Consider the following 17,303-nt stretch of genomic DNA (forward strand, 5'->3'; position numbering starts at 1 on the left):
CTCATCCTTCCGGACTCAAACAGCAGCGGCATCAAACCTGGGGCGGTTCATCCGGGGACCACTTCACTTTCAGGGGTATTCGACGATGTATCCCACCGCCGGAGTGAACCAGATACCTAGTGTGCGTGGTCGAACAGCACCAAGGTGTCGGCCAGGTCGCCGTCGACGAAATAGGCGCGGCACGTGAAGGCATCGTGAATCGTGCCGCCGGCTTCGGCTTTGGCATCAACGGTTCCCGAGACGTTCCATACGGTGATGCGGGACTGGTCAATGCCTTTCAACGGTTCGTTCATCGTGAGCGGGAACAGATCTCGACCGTCGGACTCCAGCGTGCCGACCACCGCGTGTACGCCAGAAAGTTGCGCTGACATGGGTGATGCCAACTGCTTGCGCACATCGGCCTCGCATCTGTCCCGCGCGACGTCCTGAGCCTGGCGCGGCGCCGGACCCACGAGGCCGAACCCGTTGGTTTTCACGGCGACAACTGCCAACACGATGAGCGCAACCACACCGACCGCGGCACCGATGACGAGCCGTGGCCGCAGACCGCGGCGCCTGGGTTCGTTCGAGGCATCCGTCATGGTCCGAACGTAACCTGGGTCGCGTCGCACCCTGTTACCGGCTTGCCGGATGGGAAATCGCGCGGATTCACATCAGGGATGACGGTGTCCCAGCGGTACGCGTGCTGTGCGTCGGCGGCGCAACCTTCGTTGGCGGTGTCGTACAGCACGCGGAACGTGCGCGGGTCGGCGCCGGCGATCGCCCGGTTCTGGTAGTAAGCACGCTGAGCGTCGACCGCGTAGTTGAAGACGCTGTCATTGAGTCGACGGAAGGTGGCCGCGTCGGCGCCGGGGATCGCCTCGCACCGGTAGAACACGGTGCGAATGTCCTTGGTGTAGTCCAAGTTTCGGTCATCGGGGGAGAAGTGCAGGATCTCGAAGTGGGCCGGGTCGTCCGAAATCTCACGGTTATTGCAGTAGACGGCACGACCGTCTTTCGCCAGATCACCGTTGATGATCACGAAGTGGTCGGGGTCGCTGCTGAGGGGCAGGGTGCCCGCCCAGATGTGGTTGCGGTCCTTCGCCCAGCCGTAGTTCAGCCAATCGAAGGTCGCGACGTCGGCGCCGGCAATCTCAGCGCCGCGGTAATAGGCGTGGGACTTGTCCCGGGCGTAGCCGCTGGAGAGTTTGTGGAAGGAGTCGGGGTCGGCGCCGGCGACGACCCGAGGTGACGAGTCGATGCCGCTGGTCCAGTAGACCTTGTCGTCCTCGACGTAGTACCCGCCGACGACCTTGGGACTGCACCCCGGCGCGACGACCAATGCCGAGACGGCCAGCGCGGTAATCCATCGACGCACCTGTCCACCTCCTGCCGCCCCGGTTTAGACGTTCGCACAAAGTCCGTGGCCACGCATCTATCTTTTGGCGGCTGTCCCGGCGAGGCCGCGCTCATCAGGCTTGGGCCTACTTGCGCACGAACTGGAAGGACACTGGTGGGAACTCAGAGCCTGGAGAGCACTGCCGACGGCGTAGGGGCTGGTCCCCGCGAACGTGGCCACGACATTCTCAACCGCGGCTTCGGGTTTCGCGCCGCGCTGTCGCTGGCCTTCGCCGACATCTCGCCCATCGTGGCGTTGTACGCGATCTTCGCACTCGGCCTGTTCGCCGCTGGTCCGCGATTCTTCTGGGCATTCCCCATCGTGCTGTGCGGCCAATTGCTGGTGGCCCTGGTCTTCGGTGAGCTGGCATCGCGCTTTCCGTACGCCGGCAGCGTCTACCAGTGGGCCCGGCACGCCAAAGGCACGACGTGGGGGTGGACGGCCGCGTGGGCGTACATCTGGGGCCTGACGCTGACACTGTCCACCATGGCGTATGCCGCCGCCGGATTCATCCTCGAGGTGTTCGGTGTCGAATCGCCCAGCCGGTGGCTGCTGGCCGCCGTCTCGATCGGCGTCATCTGCTTCACCACCGCGGCCAACATGATCGGCAGGCAGGTGCTCAAGGTCATGATCGTCGCCAGCATCATCTGCGAGATCGTCGGCTCGGTTGGTCTGGGCACCGTCCTGTTGCTCTTCCACCGCGTCAACCCGGTCTCCACGCTGTTCGACGGTCTGCCCGACGGCTCCGGCAGCACCATGAGCACGATGCTCGTCGCCGTCGCGTTCGTGGGATGGGCGTTCCTGGGCTTCGAATCCGCCGGCTCGATCGCCGAAGAGGTGGAGAACCCCGAGCGCAACGTGCCCAGGGCCATCATCTTCGCGCTGCTGCTGGTCGGGGTCATCGTCATGTACTCCGCCGCCGCGGTCATCCTCGCGATCCCGGATCTGTCGGCTGTGCTGACCGCGCAGAGCGGTGACCCCGTGTCGGCGACGCTGACGGCGCAGCTCGGCTCATCGATCGCGAAACCACTGCTGCTGATGTTCGTCATCGGCTTCATGTCCGCGTGCCTGGCCGTGCAGTCGGCGGTCTCGCGGGCCGTCTACGGCATGGCCCGCGACCGCGCCCTTCCCGGCGCCGAGTTCCTGTCGAAGCTCGGCGGACCTGAGCGCATGCCGATCCGGGCCATCGGACTCACCGCCGTCGTCGCGGCGTTCTTCCTGCTGTTCGCCGGCTCCGACCTCTACAACGTGCTCGTCAACTTCTCGGTCATGGGCCCCTACATCGCTTTTGCCGTACCGGTTTTCGCGGCCGCGCTCACCCGCCTGGCCGGACGTTGGGTGCCCGGTGTCTTCTCGCTGGGACGCTGGGGCGCCCCGGTGACGTACGCGGCGGCCGCATGGCTGGCCTTTGAGGTGATCAATGTCCTGTGGCCGCGTACGCAGCCCGGGCAACCCTGGTTCGTGAACTGGAGCATGGTGATCAGCCTGGTGAGCCTGGGGATCGTCGGTGCCGTCGTGTACGCCCGCTGCCGCAACCGGATCACCGAACCCGTCGGCGAACGACTGTGACGACCCCGGTTGTGCGAATGCTCAAACGGACCCCGAGGGCTTATGGCGAAAACCGCTTTCAACCTGCCGTCAGAGGAAGCAATGTTGGCAATGGAACACCCCGCGAGTCGAGAGGCTGAACAACACAGATGAGCACGCGAGACAACATCATCGGTGCAGTGCCCGCCACCAAGGTGCCCCGCTACGCGGGCAAGGGCACATTCGCCCGCATCGCCGACATCAACGAGGTGTCCGACTACGACATCGCCATCCTCGGTGTGCCGTTCGACGGCGGTACCTCGTACCGTCCCGGCGCCCGGTTCGGCCCCATGGCAGTCCGCCAGGCGGCGCGCACCCTGCGTCCCGGTTACCACGTCGAGCTCGGCGTCGCCCCCGTGCAGGAGCTGCAGGTGGTCGACGCCGGTGACGTCGCCGTGACGCCCTACAACATCGAAGAGGCCTGCCAGCAGATCCAGGACCATGCCGCCGAGATCCTCCGCGGTGGCGACCGGCGCATCGTGTCCATCGGTGGCGACCACACCATCGCGCTGCCGAATCTCCGTGCGCTGCATGCCAAACACGGCCCCGTCGCACTGGTGCATTTCGACGCACACCTCGACACCTGGGACACGTACTTCAACGCCCCGGTCACGCATGGCACCATCTTCCGGCGCGCGTTCGAGGAAGGTCTGCTGATCGAGGACCACTCGATCCACGTTGGTATCCGCGGCCCGATCTACGACCAGATGGACCTGGACGACGACGCCCGCATGGGCTTCAAGATCATCCGCGCCGGTGACCTGGACGTCATCGGTATCGACGCGGCCATCGACGTGGTCCGGCGGCGGGTCGCCGATGTGCCGGTGTACCTGTCCATCGACATCGACGTACTCGACCCGGCTTTTGCGCCGGGCACCGGCACGCCCGAGTCGGGCGGCCTCACGTCCCGCGAGCTGCTGAAGATGCTGCGCAAGATGACTGGCCTCAACATCGTCGGGGCCGACGTCGTCGAGGTGGCGCCGGCCTACGATCACGCCGAAATCACCTGTGTCGCAGCGGCAACGCTGGTATTCGACATCATTTCGCTGATGGCTGCCGGAGCACGGACCGGCCTGCCGGTCAACGGCGAGGTTGCGACCGCGCTGACCTGACAGGCTACGATTGCCGCAGACAACTGAATACGCCGTCAACGCGCTGTGGGAGAACCTCCGGAAACGGAGGCGCCGTAGGAGCAACTCCTCCCCGGGAATCTCTCAGGCCCAAATACCGCAGCGTCGAGGCAACTCTGGAGAACAGCGCGGATCCGTCGATCCACGCTTACCGAAGGTGAACAGCGCTCCGGCGCGAAAACTCTCAGGTGTCAGGACAGAGCGGGGAGGTGCAACCCACCGATGCGTCGAGCAGTTTCGGCGCCCCGCGAACCGGAGTCACCTCATGTCTTTTCCTGACCGCCACATCGGCCCCGACGGCGCCGGCCAACGTCACATGCTCAATGTCCTCGGATACGCGTCGCTCGATGATCTGATCGATGCCGCCGTGCCGGAGCAGATTCGGTGCACCGACGGTCTGCAGCTACCGGCGGCACGTTCCGAGCAGCAGGTGCTCGGCGCGCTGCGCGCTCTGGCGGACCGCAACCAGACGCGGATCCAGATGATTGGCCTGGGCTACTACGACACCATCACCCCGCCGGTGCTCCGCCGGAACATGCTGGAATCTCCGGCCTGGTACACCGCCTACACCCCGTACCAGCCCGAGATCTCGCAGGGCCGCCTGGAAGCGCTGCTGACGTTCCAGACCGTCATCGAAGACCTCACTGCGCTGCCGGTGGCCGGTGCGTCGCTGCTCGACGAGGCCACCGCGGTGATGGAAGCCGTGCTCCTCATGCGCCGGGCCAACAAGACTTCGAAGTCGAATCGTGTTGTGCTCGATGCTGATTGCCTGCCCCAGACCCTCGCTGTGGTGCGTGGGCGGGCCGAGGCGGTCGGCATCGACGTCGTGCTCGCCGACCTAACCGATGCGCTGCCGGACGGTGACGCCTTCGGCGTCGTCTTCCAGGCCCCGGGGGCCAGCGGTGCTGTACGCAACCTCGCGCCGATGATTGCGGCGGCGCGGGACCGCGGCATGTTCACCGCGGTCGCTGCTGACCTGCTCTCCTTGACGCTGCTGACCGCACCCGGTGAACTGGGTGCCGATATCGCCGTCGGTTCGGCGCAGCGGTTCGGCGTGCCGCTGTTCTTCGGTGGTCCGCACGCCGGCTACATGTCGGTGCGGGCCGGTCTGGAGCGCATGCTGCCGGGACGTCTGGTCGGGGTCTCGGTCGACGTCGACGGCAAGCCCGCCTACCGGCTGGCGCTGCAGACCCGCGAACAGCACATCCGCCGCGACAAGGCGACCAGCAACATCTGCACCGCGCAGGCGCTGCTGGCCAATGTCGCGGCCATGTACGCCGCCTACCACGGCCCGGAAGGGTTGCGCGCCATCGCATCTCAGGTGCATGCCCACGCCGTCGCGCTGGCTGCCGGACTGCGGGCAGCGGGTCGGGAAGTGGTGCACGAGAACTTCTTCGACACCGTTCTGGTGCGGGTGCCGGGTGAGGCAGCGCAGATCGTGGCAGCGGCCGACGACGCCGGCATCAACCTGCGTCTCGTCGACGACGATCATGTCGCCATCGCCTGCGATGAGTGCACCACCGACGACGTGATCCGGCGGGTACTCGCGGTCTTCGGTGCGGAGCGTGTCGCCTCGAACGCGATCGCGCTGCCCGACGCGGTGCTGCGCACCTCGGAATATTTGCAGCACCCGGTGTTTCACTCGCACCGGTCCGAGACGGCGATGCTGCGCTTCCTGCGCGAACTGTCCGACAAGGACCTCGCGCTGGACCGCACCATGATCCCGCTGGGCTCGTGCACCATGAAGCTCAACGCTGCCGCCGAGATGGAACCGATCAGCTGGCCCGGGTTCGCCGGCATTCATCCGTACGCGCCGGCCGAGCAGACGGCCGGGTACCTCGAGCTGATCGGCAACCTTGAGGACTGGCTGTCCGAGATCACCGGCTACGACCGGGTTTCGTTGCAGCCCAATGCCGGATCGCAGGGTGAGCTGGCCGGCCTGCTGGCCATCAACGCCTACCATCGCTCCCGCGGCGACGTGGACCGTGACGTCTGTCTGATCCCGCAGTCGGCACACGGCACCAACGCGGCGTCGGCCGTGCTTGCCGGCATGCGTGTCGTGGTGGTCAAGACGGCAGCCAACGGCAACATCGACCACGACGATCTCGAGGCCAAGCTCGCCGACCACGACGGCCGGGTCGCGGCGATCATGCTCACGTACCCGTCCACCCACGGCGTGTACGAGGCCGACGTGCGCACAGTGTGCGACCTGGTGCACAACGCCGGCGGGCAGGTCTACGTCGACGGCGCCAACCTGAATGCCCTTGTCGGCCTGGCCAAGCCAGGTGAGTTCGGCGGCGATGTTTCGCATCTGAACCTGCACAAGACGTTCTGCATCCCGCACGGCGGCGGCGGTCCCGGTGTGGGTCCCGTCGCGGTACGGGCGCACCTGGCGCCGTTCCTGCCGGGCGATCCGCTGGCCGTCGACAGCCCCGGCCCGGTGTCGGCGGCCAACTACGGTTCCGCCGGCATCCTGCCGATCACGTGGGCCTACCTGGCACTGATGGGTCCGGACGGGCTGACGGCAGCCACGAAAACCGCGGTGCTGGCGGCCAACTACCTTGCTGCGACGCTCGGTGACCGGTACCCCGTGCTGTACGCGGGCGAGACCGGACTGGTCGCGCACGAGTGCATCCTGGACCTGCGCGAGATCACCAAGCGCACCGGCGTGACGGCAGAAGACGTCGCAAAACGGTTGATCGACTACGGTTTCCACGCGCCGACGCTGTCGTTCCCGGTCAACGGCACCCTGATGGTCGAACCCACCGAGTCCGAAGACCTGACCGAACTGGATCGCTTCATCGCGGCGATGATCGGCATTCACGACGAGATCAGCCGGGTCGGCTCAGGAGAGTGGACGCTCGAGCAGAGCCCGCTACGCCAGGCCCCGCACACCGCCGAGCAGGTCACCGACGCTGAGTGGACGCTGCCCTACAGCCGGCAGTATGCCGCGTATCCCGTTGCGACACTGCGGCGCAACAAGTACTGGCCGCCGGTTCGCCGCATCGACGGCGCCCACGGTGACCGCAATCTCGCCTGCTCGTGCCCCGCACCCGAAGCGTTCCAGATCGAATCCGCTGAAATCCTCGAGGAAGTTTTTGCATGACCACCACCCCCGCATCCCCGCTGCTGGACGAACATCGTTCGTTGGCAGCCAGTTTCACCGACTTCGCCGGCTGGGAAATGCCGCTGAAATACGGCAGTGAGCTCGCTGAGCATCGCGCCGTGCGCGAGGTAGCGGGCCTGTTCGACCTGTCGCACATGGGTGAAATCGCAGTCACTGGACCGCAGGCGGCTGCTGCCCTGGACTTCGCGTTGGCCGGTGAGGCCTCCAAGATCGGCCTCGGACGGGCCAAGTACTCGCTGATGTGCGATGCCGACGGCGGAGTCATCGACGATCTGGTGGTCTACCGGCTGGGCGACGAGCACTTCCTCGTGGTCGCCAACGCTGCCAACGCACCGACCGTCGCGCGCGAACTGGTCAGCCGCGCAGAACAATTCGATGCCCAGGTCGACGACCAGTCGCTGGAGACCGCGCTCATCGCCGTACAGGGACCGGCGTCCGAGGCCATCGTCAGCGCACTGGTGCCGCCAGACCAGCGTGCCACCGTTGCCGACCTCAAGTACTACGCCGTGGCGGCGGCCCAGGTGGCCGGCATCGAAGTGCTGCTGGCGCGCACCGGCTACACCGGTGAGGACGGCTTCGAACTGTATGTGTCCAACGCCCAGTCCGTCGCCCTGTGGCAGGCCCTGCTCGCGGCGACAACCGAGGCGGGCGGCGTCCCTGCGGGCCTGGCCTGCCGCGACACGTTGCGGTTGGAGGCCGGCATGGCGCTCTACGGACACGAGCTGACCATGTCCACCAACCCCTACCAGGCCGGCCTCGGCAAAGTGGTGCGCCTCGGCAAGGACTTTGTCGGACGCGATGCGCTGCGGGAGCTTTCCGAGCAGCCCGTGCAGCAGGTGCTGGTCGGCCTCAAGGGTGACACGCGACGCGCCGCCCGCGCCGGCTACACCGTGCACCAGAACGACGAGGCAGTTGTCGGAACCGTGACCTCGGGCACGCTGTCACCGACCCTCGGATACCCCGTCGCACTGGCCTATCTCGATGCCGCACTGGCCGAACCGGGCACCAAGGTGCAGGTCGATGTCCGCGGCCGCAAAGAGCCCTTCGAAGTCACATCCGCGCCGTTCTACCGCCGTTCCTGACACTCCTACTTCAGACAAGGATCACCATGGCCACCAACACCATTCCCGACGATCGCAGCTACACCGAGGAACACGAATGGGTGCTCGTCGCACCCGGCGCCGCCCTTCCCGATACGCCGGTGCGGGTCGGCATCACCTCGGTCGCCGCCGCGGCCCTGGGTGACCTGGTGTACGTCGACCTGCCCGAGGTCGGGACAGCCATCACCGCCGGCGAAACCTGCGGCGAGGTGGAGTCGACCAAGACGGTCTCGGAGCTGTACCCGCCGGTGAGCGGCACGGTCACGGCGATCAACACCGCCGCCGTCGACGATCCCAGCATCATCACGGCCGACCCGTACGAGGCCGGCTGGTTGTTCGAGGTGCAAGCCACCGAGGCCGGAAACCTCTTGACCGCAGCCGAATACGCCGAGCAGAACGAGAGCCAGCCATGAGCATCCTCGATGAACGGCTCGCGGACTTCGACCCCGAGATCGCCGCGGCGATAGGTGACGAGCTGCACCGCCAGCGTCTCGGTCTGGAGATGATCGCTTCGGAAAACCATGCCCCGCTGGCGGTCATGCAGGCTCAGGGGTCAGTACTGACCAACAAGTACGCGGAGGGCTATCCGGGCCGCCGCTACTACGGTGGCTGCGAACACATCGATGTCATCGAGCGGCTCGCCATCGGCCGGGTCAAGGACCTGTTCGGTGCCGAATTCGCCAACGTGCAACCGCATTCGGGTGCGCAGGCCAACGCCGCGGTGATGCATGCGCTGATCAAACCGGGCGACACGATCCTCGGTCTGTCCCTGGACTGCGGTGGGCACCTCACGCACGGCATGCGGCTCAACTTCTCCGGCAAGCTCTACAACGTCGCGGCGTACGGGGTGTCGAAAGAGGACTACCTCATCGACATGGATGCGGTCGCCGAGGCGGCGCGCGAACACAAGCCGCAGTTGATCATCGCCGGCTGGTCGGCGTACCCACGACAGCTGGACTTCGCCCGGTTCCGGGAGATCGCCGACGAGGTCGGTGCCTACCTGATGGTGGACATGGCGCACTTCGCCGGGCTGGTCGCCGCGGGGCTGCATCCGTCCCCGGTGCCGCACGCCCACGTGGTGACCTCGACGACGCACAAGACCCTCGGTGGACCTCGCGGTGGCGTCATCCTGACCAACGAGGCCGACATCGCCAAGAAGATCAACTCCGCGGTGTTCCCCGGGCAGCAGGGTGGTCCGCTCGAGCACGTGATCGCCGCCAAGGCAGTCGGTTTCAAGATGGCCGCTCAGCCGGAATTCGTCGAACGCCAGCAGCGCGTGCTGCGGGGTGCGCAGATTCTCGCCGACAGGCTGAGCCAGCCAGATGTGAAAGCTGCCGGCATCACCGTCCTCACCGGCGGTACCGATGTGCACCTCGTGCTGGTGGACCTGCGCAACGCCGCCATCGACGGCCAGCAGGCCGAGGACCGGCTCGACGCCGTCGGCATCACCGTCAACCGCAACGCGGTGCCGTTCGATCCGCGGCCGCCCATGGTCACGTCGGGGCTGCGTATCGGGACCCCGGCCCTGGCTGCCCGCGGGTTCGGTGACGAGGAGTTCGCACGCGTCGCCGACGTCATCGCCGCGGCACTGATCGCAGATGGTGACGCCGATACCGAACATCTTGCCGCGCAGGTGCGTACGCTGGCCGAACAGTTCCCGCTTTACCCAGGATTGGATTCCCGGCTCAGCCGGGGCGAGTTGTAATGGCCATCAGCGTGTTCGACCTGTTTTCCGTGGGGATCGGGCCGTCGAGTTCACACACCGTCGGCCCGATGCGGGCGGCCGGCATGTTCGTCGACGAACTCGTCGCGCGCGATGTGGTCGACCACGTCACCGACGTCCGGGTCGACCTGTACGGGTCGCTGGCCGCCACCGGTGCCGGCCACGGGACCATGCCGGCGATCCTGCTCGGGTTGGAGGGCTACCGGCCCGAGACCATCGAGACCGACGAGATGGAACAACGCCTCAAGGTCATCCGGGCCGACGGCAAGATCCGGCTGGGCGGCCGGATCGTCCTCGCGCTCACCGAATCCGACATGGCGCTGCACCCGGAGCAGCAGCTCGATGGCCATCCGAACGCGATGACGGTGACGGCCATGTCGGTGCACGGCGGAGTGCTCTACCGGCAGACGTACTTCTCGGTGGGTGGCGGCTTCGTCGTCACCGAAGAAGACATGGCGCACCCGACCGAAAGTGCCTGCAGTGCCGGCAGTTTCACCTCGGCGGCCGAATTGCTGAACCTCACGGTGCGCGAGGGCAGCTCCATCAGTCAGGTCATGATGCGCCAGGAATCGGCGGTCCGCACCGACGCCGAGGTCCGTGAGCGTCTGCTGCACATCCGCGACGTCATGGTCGCCTGTGCGACCAACGGGATGTCCCGTGACGGCTACCTGCCCGGCAACCTGATGGTGCGCAGGCGGGCCAAGGACTGGTTCCTGCGCCTCGACGCCGAAGACCCGCAGCGGGATCCGGCGTTCGCCGAGGATTGGGTGAATCTCGTTGCACTGGCCGTGAACGAGGAGAATGCCTCGGGCGGACGTATCGTCACGGCACCGACCAACGGTGCCGCCGGCATCATTCCCGCTGTCCTGTACTACGCCTTGCACTACACGTCCCCGGGTAAGGCCGACCCCGATGACGCCACCGTCCGCTTCCTGCTGACCGCCGGTGCCATCGGGTCGCTGTACAAAGAACGTGCGTCGATCTCCGGCGCCGAAGTGGGTTGCCAGGGAGAGGTCGGGTCCGCGGCGTCCATGGCGGCAGGGGGACTCGCCGAAATCCTCGGTGGCACACCGCAACAAGTCGAGAACGCGGCCGAGATCGCGATGGAGCACAGCCTGGGGCTGACGTGCGATCCGATCGGCGGCCTCGTCCAGATCCCGTGCATCGAGCGCAACGCCATCTCCGCGGGCAAGGCCATCAACGCCGCGCGCATGGCGCTGCGTGGCGACGGTACCCACCGCGTCAGCCTCGATCAGGTCATCGAAACCATGCGGGCCACCGGTATGGATATGAGCTCGAAGTACAAGGAAACCTCGACCGGGGGCCTCGCTGTCACCGTCAACGTCGTCGAATGCTGAGTTTGAAATGACCATCGCCCCCGAAGGGCGCCGCTTGCTGCGGCTCGAGGTTCGCAATGCGCAGACCCCGGTGGAGCGCAAGCCGCCCTGGATGAAGGCTCGGGTCCGCACCGGGCCCGAGTATCGCGAGCTGTCCGCGCTGGTGCAACGCAATGATCTGCACACGGTCTGCCAGGAAGCCGGTTGCCCCAACATCTTCGAATGCTGGGAATCCCGGGAAGCGACGTTCCTGATCGGCGGCGACCAGTGCACGCGCCGCTGCGACTTCTGTCAGATCGACACCGGCAAGCCCGCCGAACTGGACCGCGACGAACCGCGCCGCGTCGCGGAATCGGTGGCACAGATGCAGTTGCGCTACGCCACCGTGACCGGCGTGGCCCGCGACGATCTGCCTGACGGCGGCGCCTGGCTGTACGCCGAGACCGTCCGGCAGATCCATGCCACCTGCCCGGGTACCGGCGTCGAACTGCTGATCCCGGACTTCACCGGGACGCCCGACCAACTCGACGAGGTCTTCGGCGCAGCGCCAGAAGTGTTGGCGCACAACCTGGAAACCGTGCCGCGGATCTTCCGCCGCGTCCGGCCGGGCTTCGACTACCAACGTTCGCTCGGTGTGCTGGCCCGGGCCCGGGGCGCAGGCCTGATCACCAAGTCGAACCTGATCCTCGGGATGGGGGAGACCACCGAAGAAGCGCTGCAGGCGCTGTGGGACCTGCGCGAGGCCGGCTGTGAGTTGGTCACCATCACGCAGTACCTGCGCCCGTCCCCACGGCACCATCCGGTCGAACGCTGGTTCACGCCAGCCGAATTCGACGACCTCGACACCGCCGCTCGCGAGATCGGCTTTCTCGGTGTCATGTCCGGACCGCTGGTGCGGTCCTCGTACCGGGCGGGCGCGCTCTACGCGCAGGCCCGCACCGTCATTCAGGAACAGAGGAGCATACAGTGACCGAAGCAGACGTCGTCATCCTGGGCGGTGGGCCGGGCGGGTACGCCGCGGCGATCCGTTGCGCACAGCTCGGACGCTCGGTCGTGCTCATCGACGAGGCCACGGTCGGCGGGACCTGCCTGCACCGCGGCTGCATCCCGACCAAGGCGCTGCTGCACGCCGCGGAAGTGGCCGACTCAGCCCGCACCGCAGCGCAATTCGGCATCACCGCATCGTTCGAAGGCGTCGACGTCACCAAGCTGCACGGCTTCAAGAACACCGTGGTGTCGCGCCTGCACAAGGGCTTGACAGGTTTGATTGCGGCCCTCGGCATTACCGTCATCAACGGCCGTGGCCGGCTGACCGGGCCGACCACCGTCGAGGTGGACGGCACCGCCATCACCGGCGGGTCGATCGTGCTGGCCACCGGATCGGCGCCCAAGGTGCCGGGCATGATCCAGACGTCGGACCGCGTGCTCACCAGTGATCAGGCACTCGAGCTGGACCGCATTCCGTCGTCGGCCATCATTCTCGGCGGCGGCGTGATCGGCGTCGAATTCGCCAGCCTGTGGACGTCATTGGGCGCCAAGGTGACCATCGTCGAAGCTCTGCCGCGGCTCGTGCCCAACGAGGACACCGCCATCTCGGCATACCTGGAGCGGTTGTTCCGCCGTCGCAAGATCACCGCCAAGACCGGAGCACTCGTCACCGGCGTCACCTCCGATCACGAGTCCGTGCAGGTGACACTGGAATCCGGCGACGTGCTGACCGCCGAAGTGCTGCTGGTGGCCGTCGGCCGTGGCCCGCGTACTGAGGATCTGGGGCTGGAAGAGGCCGGCGTCGAACTCGACCGGGGTTTCGTGGTGACCGACGACAAGCTGCGCACCAGCGTGCCGACCGTCTATGCGATCGGTGACATCGTCGCGGGACTTCAGTTGGCGCACCGGGCATTTCAGCAGGGCTTGTTCGTCGCCGAGCAGATCGCCGGACGTGAACCGGAGGCCGTCGCTGAACTCGGCATCCCCCGGGTCACCTACTGCGATCCGGAGATCGCGTCCGTCGGCCTCACCGAAGACGCCGCCCGCGAGCAGTACGGCGAGGGCGTCGAGACCGTCACCTACGACCTGGCCGGCAATGGGCGCAGTCAGATCCTCAAGGCATCCGGTGCGGTCAAACTCGTGGTCGACCCGGCGGGCACCGTTGTCGGTGTACACATGATCGGCGCCGGGGTCTCGGAGCTGATCGGCGAGGCCCAGCTGCTGTACAACCTGGGCGTCAAGGCAGCCGAGGCCGCCCGCTTCGTCCACGCCCACCCGACGCAGAACGAGGCCCTGGGCGAGGCGCTGATGGCCGTGTCCGGGGCGCCGCTGCATTTGCACGGGTGAGGGTGGCTCCGGCGGCGCCTGATCAATCCATCGGGCGCCGCCGGAATCGCCTGTGCAGCACCTGTCGCGACACACCCAGGATCCTGCCGATCTCGGCCCAGGTCCAGCCGTTGGCGCGGGCCTGTCGCACGGCCTGCTCGTATTGCGTTGTGGCGCTGGCAAGATCATCGCGCGTCTGGGTGCGTGCCACCTTTCTGGAGTCAACGTTTGCGTTGAGCGGATTGCCAGCTTGTACCCGGTGTCAATTGGCTAGCACCAAAACGCAGCGCGGTTGGTGGTTCGTCCTCTACTTTCGGGGCCATTTGCTAAGCGCTTGAAGAGTTCTTGGCTGACAGACGCGAGGGTCTGCTCATTCCAGATGGATGATGGCCTCTTTGGCCAGCTACTGATCGAGCGGACCTTCGCTCGACTCCTCAACAGCCTCTATCACCGACCGCTCCTCGCCGGTTATCCGAAAGACCCTATAGACGATCTCGTCAATCTTCACGAGGGCGGCGTCGGCTTCGGCCTCAAGCGCGGTGCATTCAGCTGACACCTGCTTGTAGTAGCTCAGAAGCGCATCCTTTTGCTGCAGCGTCAGCGTGAGTTTTGTGACTTCGAGGAACGCGACGAAGTCGAGACGCCACCAGAACCGCAGCTTGCGAGCCGCCCACCTTGTACCGCCATATTCGGAGCGGACGACTGTGAGCACATCGAGATTCCGCTGATGCAGCGTGTTGATTGTCTTGGATGCCGCCCTGGCCAGGTCGGCCAGTTCAGCTTGGTCCTTCTTGGAGATACGAACCATCGGCAGTTGCTCGATATTGCCCTTGTTGATCGCGAGGTAGCCACCTGCGAGGTGCTTGTCTGCGAACTCCGTCCGCAGGTAGAAGCTCATGAATGAGCTGTTCAGTACGGCAGTCAATGCATCGGGGTCGAAACTTCCGAAGTTGTAGATACCGTAGACGCCCACGCCGAGAGCGAGCGGTTCAGGTTCGTAGACTGCCTCAATTCGCTTAGTCATCCCGGCAATGGCAATCTTCGGTGCGTTCCAGAACGCATACTTGGAGGCAGCAATTTCCGATGATCCAAGCGCCACAGTCGGATTCGTGAAAATCGCTTTCATATACGGCACTCGACGACGGTCGATCTGATACGGATCAATCCCGCCGCTGACCGCAAACGGTATCCCACCCCCGTTGTCAGACAGTAGACCCTTCACTACCTGCGCCTCGAAACCAGTTGTCCCCGAACTGATCTCAATGCCGAAATCGGCAAGCGTCTTGAATCGTCGGAGTGTGTTCCCCTCGTCCGGGTGCTGGACGTAGCTTGGCAGCCCGTCGGGATCGGAAACCCTGAAGCGTTCCACCGCGGCCGACCTGGTCTTCTGCTTATCGCCCAGGATGATGATCGGGTACACCCCAACGCCATCGAACACTTCCAATGTCGACACGTTAACCACTGTCTCCAGCGAGGTCTCTGACATCGTCTCCAGCGTCTTACGCGCATAGTCGGCGATCAGGAATTTGTTCGGGATGATCCACCCGTAGTGTCCTGTCGGCTTGAGGAGCTCAAGCGCATGCAACAGGAACACGACGTAGATGTCGTAAGCGCCCGATAGGTCGCTGTACTTGTTCGCGAGGAAGGTGCGGTCGTCGGGCGTCATGAGCCTAGCGTTGATGTACGGTGGATTGCCAACCACGACATCAAAGCCGCCCGCACTCATGATCTCTGGGAACTGGGCATGCCAGTTGAACGCCTTCTCTCCCGCCACATCTACATCATCGATGACCGAGTTTCCGCACCGGATGTTGTTGTCCAACGAGGTGAGTGGCCTGCCCTTCTGTGCAGTCTTCAGCCATAGACTGAGCTTGGTGATCTCCACTGATTCAGGATTCAAATCGACGCCGAAGATGTTGTCCGACAGGATCGTTCGAGCCATCTCGTCGAACGACGTCAGGGTGCCGCCAAGGATTTCGTTGACGCGTTCGTTCTCCCGCAGTAGGTAGTCGAAGACATTCACCAGGAATGCGCCGCTACCGCAGGCGATGTCAATGACCTTGATGCCTTGTAGCACGATGAGGTACTCCAGATAGGCAGCCTGCTGACGCGCCTCGTACCCAGCCTCGCCCAAACGCCCAGTCAACCGATGCTTGCGCTGGATCATCTGCTCTTGCTTGCGGAGATAAGCCCCCAGGCTGTTGTCGACGATGAACCGAACGATGTAGTCCGGGGTGTAGAAGATGCCCTCTTTCTTCCGTCTCCCCGGTACCGCCTCACCGATCTTGAGTGGGTTGGAGTCCTCGCGAACCTTCCGCCTGATCTCCTCCAAGTCACTGATGGACTGTTCAAAGATGTGCCCAAGGACGTTGACCCGCAGCTCTTCTCGGTAGTCAAACCGCGAAAGTTCAGCGACTTGCTTCATCACCGAATCAGAGATTTCCAGGGCATCGATGAGCGGGTCTTCGGCGAACAGGCCGCCGTTGTATCCGGCCGGAATGCCGAGCTGCTGACTGCCCTTGTCGATTGCCTTGAAGAACCGCTTGAAGTGATCCCACAGGGATTCGCCATAGAGCGACCGTTCTGCCTCATCGGCAACGCTTGCGATGGTCAGCTCGGGCAGTAGATCCACATCTTCGGCGAAGCACGAGAACACAATGCGATCGATGATCGTTTGCGCTTTCTGAATCGCAAGGTCAAACTTGCCTCGCGTAGACGGGTTGTTGCGCCAGATGTCCTGAAGCAGCGCAATCCGGACATCCTTGTATTCGGCGTAGAACTTCTTGCCGATCTCCTCCTGTTGCTGGCGAACAGTGCTCAGCAGGTTTTGAGTCGCAGACTGCCCCTGTGCTGTGACCATGCTCGATGCGCGGAGCAGGACGTACCACGACTTGAACTTGACGTAGTCGTCCTCGGGATCGATGAGATCGTCGAGTGTCCAACGTTCGAAATCGAGCTGATTGTCGTTGTAAAGCCGGAACTCGTAGAAGTTGCTGACCACAACGAATGGACAGGACCTGTACTGAGGCTTGTACTTGAACGCCTGTTGCACGGGCGTCAGGTTGCCCTCGCGTTGCTGTGGCTTGTCGAGGTGGATTGCCGCGCCTTTCAATTCGACAACCGCGAAGATGTTGTCAATCTGAGCAGGGGTGTCGGTATACCGCAGCACGCCGTCCGGAAAATTCGGATTTACTCCAGGCGTCCGATCCTTCGGGGTCAGGGTGTATGGGTTGGCCGGCTTCTCCTCGTACCCCAGGATGTGCTTGAAGAAGTCCTGGTTGTACTGCTGCTCACGAGTCGTCTCGTTGTCCTTCTTCAACGAGCCGCCGTGGTAGTCCTCCTGCCAGGTGCGAACCAGCTCAACATGACCAATGATCTGGTCCGTCTCGATCTGCTGCGCCAGCTCGCGCAACTTGTTCTTCCCAAACAACCCTGCCATGGGGTGCAGCCTAGAACCCACCACCGCCTGCGAGCCATCGAGCCACGCTTGGCCGATTGCTTCAATTGAAGTGCCCGTTGCGGTGCGATCGGCCAACGGAAACCCGGGCCGGTCACCTGCGGGTCTGCTGCACGAATAGGTGACATCTGAGTTGGCTTGCCCAGCATGG

The 17,303-nt window shown here is 64.8% G+C and carries 13 protein-coding genes and 1 riboswitch; of the genes, 9 read left to right on the forward strand and 4 right to left on the reverse strand.

The window, feature by feature from the left end; translation table 11 throughout:
- Positions 1-116 precede the first annotated feature (116 nt).
- Positions 117-509, reverse strand: coding sequence for a hypothetical protein (locus EB75_RS25710; protein ID WP_286150320.1), 393 nt, complete (start codon positions 507-509; stop codon positions 117-119).
- 68 nt (positions 510-577) lie between these two features.
- Positions 578-1,357: a DKNYY domain-containing protein gene (locus EB75_RS25715; protein WP_083612565.1), complete on the reverse strand. Its 780-nt coding sequence runs from the start codon at positions 1,355-1,357 to the stop codon at positions 578-580.
- A 135-nt stretch (positions 1,358-1,492) separates the two neighbouring features.
- Here EB75_RS25715 and EB75_RS25720 point away from each other — a divergent pair, with 135 nt between their 5' ends.
- The 9 genes from EB75_RS25720 to lpdA all read left to right on the forward strand — a co-directional run bounded on the left by EB75_RS25720 (position 1,493) and on the right by lpdA (position 13,716).
- Complete coding sequence (locus tag EB75_RS25720) at positions 1,493-2,947, forward strand: amino acid permease (RefSeq protein ID WP_286150321.1); 1,455 nt, start codon at positions 1,493-1,495, stop codon at positions 2,945-2,947.
- A gap of 128 nt (positions 2,948-3,075) precedes the next feature.
- A complete protein-coding gene (gene speB, locus EB75_RS25725; protein ID WP_073698075.1) occupies positions 3,076-4,077 on the forward strand; it encodes an agmatinase in 1,002 nt (333 codons plus the stop codon).
- 36 nt (positions 4,078-4,113) lie between these two features.
- Positions 4,114-4,205: riboswitch (glycine riboswitch) on the forward strand.
- Between the two features lie 155 nt (positions 4,206-4,360).
- Positions 4,361-7,201, forward strand: a complete 2,841-nt coding sequence (gene gcvP, locus EB75_RS25730; protein ID WP_073698076.1) for an aminomethyl-transferring glycine dehydrogenase — start codon at positions 4,361-4,363, stop codon at positions 7,199-7,201.
- Entirely contained in the window at positions 7,198-8,304 is a 1,107-nt protein-coding gene (gene gcvT, locus EB75_RS25735; protein WP_073698077.1) for a glycine cleavage system aminomethyltransferase GcvT, read from the forward strand. Before gcvP ends, gcvT begins: the two co-directional genes overlap by 4 nt.
- A gap of 26 nt (positions 8,305-8,330) precedes the next feature.
- Complete coding sequence (gene gcvH / locus EB75_RS25740; RefSeq protein ID WP_073698078.1) at positions 8,331-8,735, forward strand: glycine cleavage system protein GcvH; 405 nt, start codon at positions 8,331-8,333, stop codon at positions 8,733-8,735.
- On the forward strand, positions 8,732-10,027 hold the full coding sequence (glyA, locus tag EB75_RS25745; protein WP_073698079.1) for a serine hydroxymethyltransferase: 1,296 nt from the start codon (positions 8,732-8,734) through the stop codon (positions 10,025-10,027). The genes gcvH and glyA overlap by 4 nt, the downstream gene beginning before the upstream one ends.
- On the forward strand, positions 10,027-11,403 hold the full coding sequence (locus tag EB75_RS25750; protein WP_073698080.1) for an L-serine ammonia-lyase: 1,377 nt from the start codon (positions 10,027-10,029) through the stop codon (positions 11,401-11,403). The genes glyA and EB75_RS25750 overlap by 1 nt, the downstream gene beginning before the upstream one ends.
- Before the next feature lie 7 nt (positions 11,404-11,410).
- A complete protein-coding gene (gene lipA, locus EB75_RS25755) occupies positions 11,411-12,352 on the forward strand; it encodes a lipoyl synthase (RefSeq protein ID WP_073698081.1) in 942 nt (313 codons plus the stop codon).
- Positions 12,349-13,716: a dihydrolipoyl dehydrogenase gene (gene lpdA / locus EB75_RS25760; protein WP_073698082.1), complete on the forward strand. Its 1,368-nt coding sequence runs from the start codon at positions 12,349-12,351 to the stop codon at positions 13,714-13,716. The genes lipA and lpdA overlap by 4 nt, the downstream gene beginning before the upstream one ends.
- A gap of 22 nt (positions 13,717-13,738) precedes the next feature.
- Here lpdA and EB75_RS25765 read toward each other — a convergent pair whose 3' ends face one another.
- Both EB75_RS25765 and EB75_RS25770 read right to left on the reverse strand, forming a co-directional pair.
- Positions 13,739-13,906 carry a helix-turn-helix domain-containing protein gene (locus EB75_RS25765; protein WP_174557727.1) on the reverse strand — a complete coding sequence of 56 codons (168 nt, stop codon included), beginning with the start codon at positions 13,904-13,906 and terminating at the stop codon, positions 13,739-13,741.
- A gap of 192 nt (positions 13,907-14,098) precedes the next feature.
- Complete coding sequence (locus tag EB75_RS25770) at positions 14,099-17,230, reverse strand: Eco57I restriction-modification methylase domain-containing protein (RefSeq protein WP_142239825.1); 3,132 nt, start codon at positions 17,228-17,230, stop codon at positions 14,099-14,101.
- Between the last annotated feature and the right edge of the window lie 73 nt (positions 17,231-17,303).

It is taken from the genome of Mycobacterium sp. ST-F2, from assembly GCF_001905655.1.
Taxonomy (GTDB): Bacteria; Actinomycetota; Actinomycetes; order Mycobacteriales; family Mycobacteriaceae; genus Mycobacterium.

Excerpts from the sequence above, each read along its gene's own strand:
- gcvH (WP_073698078.1), top strand. The coding sequence starts at position 8,331 with ATGGCCACCAACACCATTCCCGACGATCGCAGCTACACCGAGGAACAC.
- EB75_RS25750 (WP_073698080.1), top strand. The coding sequence starts at position 10,027 with ATGGCCATCAGCGTGTTCGACCTGTTTTCCGTGGGGATCGGGCCGTCG.
- gcvP (WP_073698076.1), top strand. The coding sequence starts at position 4,361 with ATGTCTTTTCCTGACCGCCACATCGGCCCCGACGGCGCCGGCCAACGT.
- gcvT (WP_073698077.1), top strand. The coding sequence starts at position 7,198 with ATGACCACCACCCCCGCATCCCCGCTGCTGGACGAACATCGTTCGTTG.
- speB (WP_073698075.1), top strand. The coding sequence starts at position 3,076 with ATGAGCACGCGAGACAACATCATCGGTGCAGTGCCCGCCACCAAGGTG.
- lipA (WP_073698081.1), top strand. The coding sequence starts at position 11,411 with ATGACCATCGCCCCCGAAGGGCGCCGCTTGCTGCGGCTCGAGGTTCGC.
- glyA (WP_073698079.1), top strand. The coding sequence starts at position 8,732 with ATGAGCATCCTCGATGAACGGCTCGCGGACTTCGACCCCGAGATCGCC.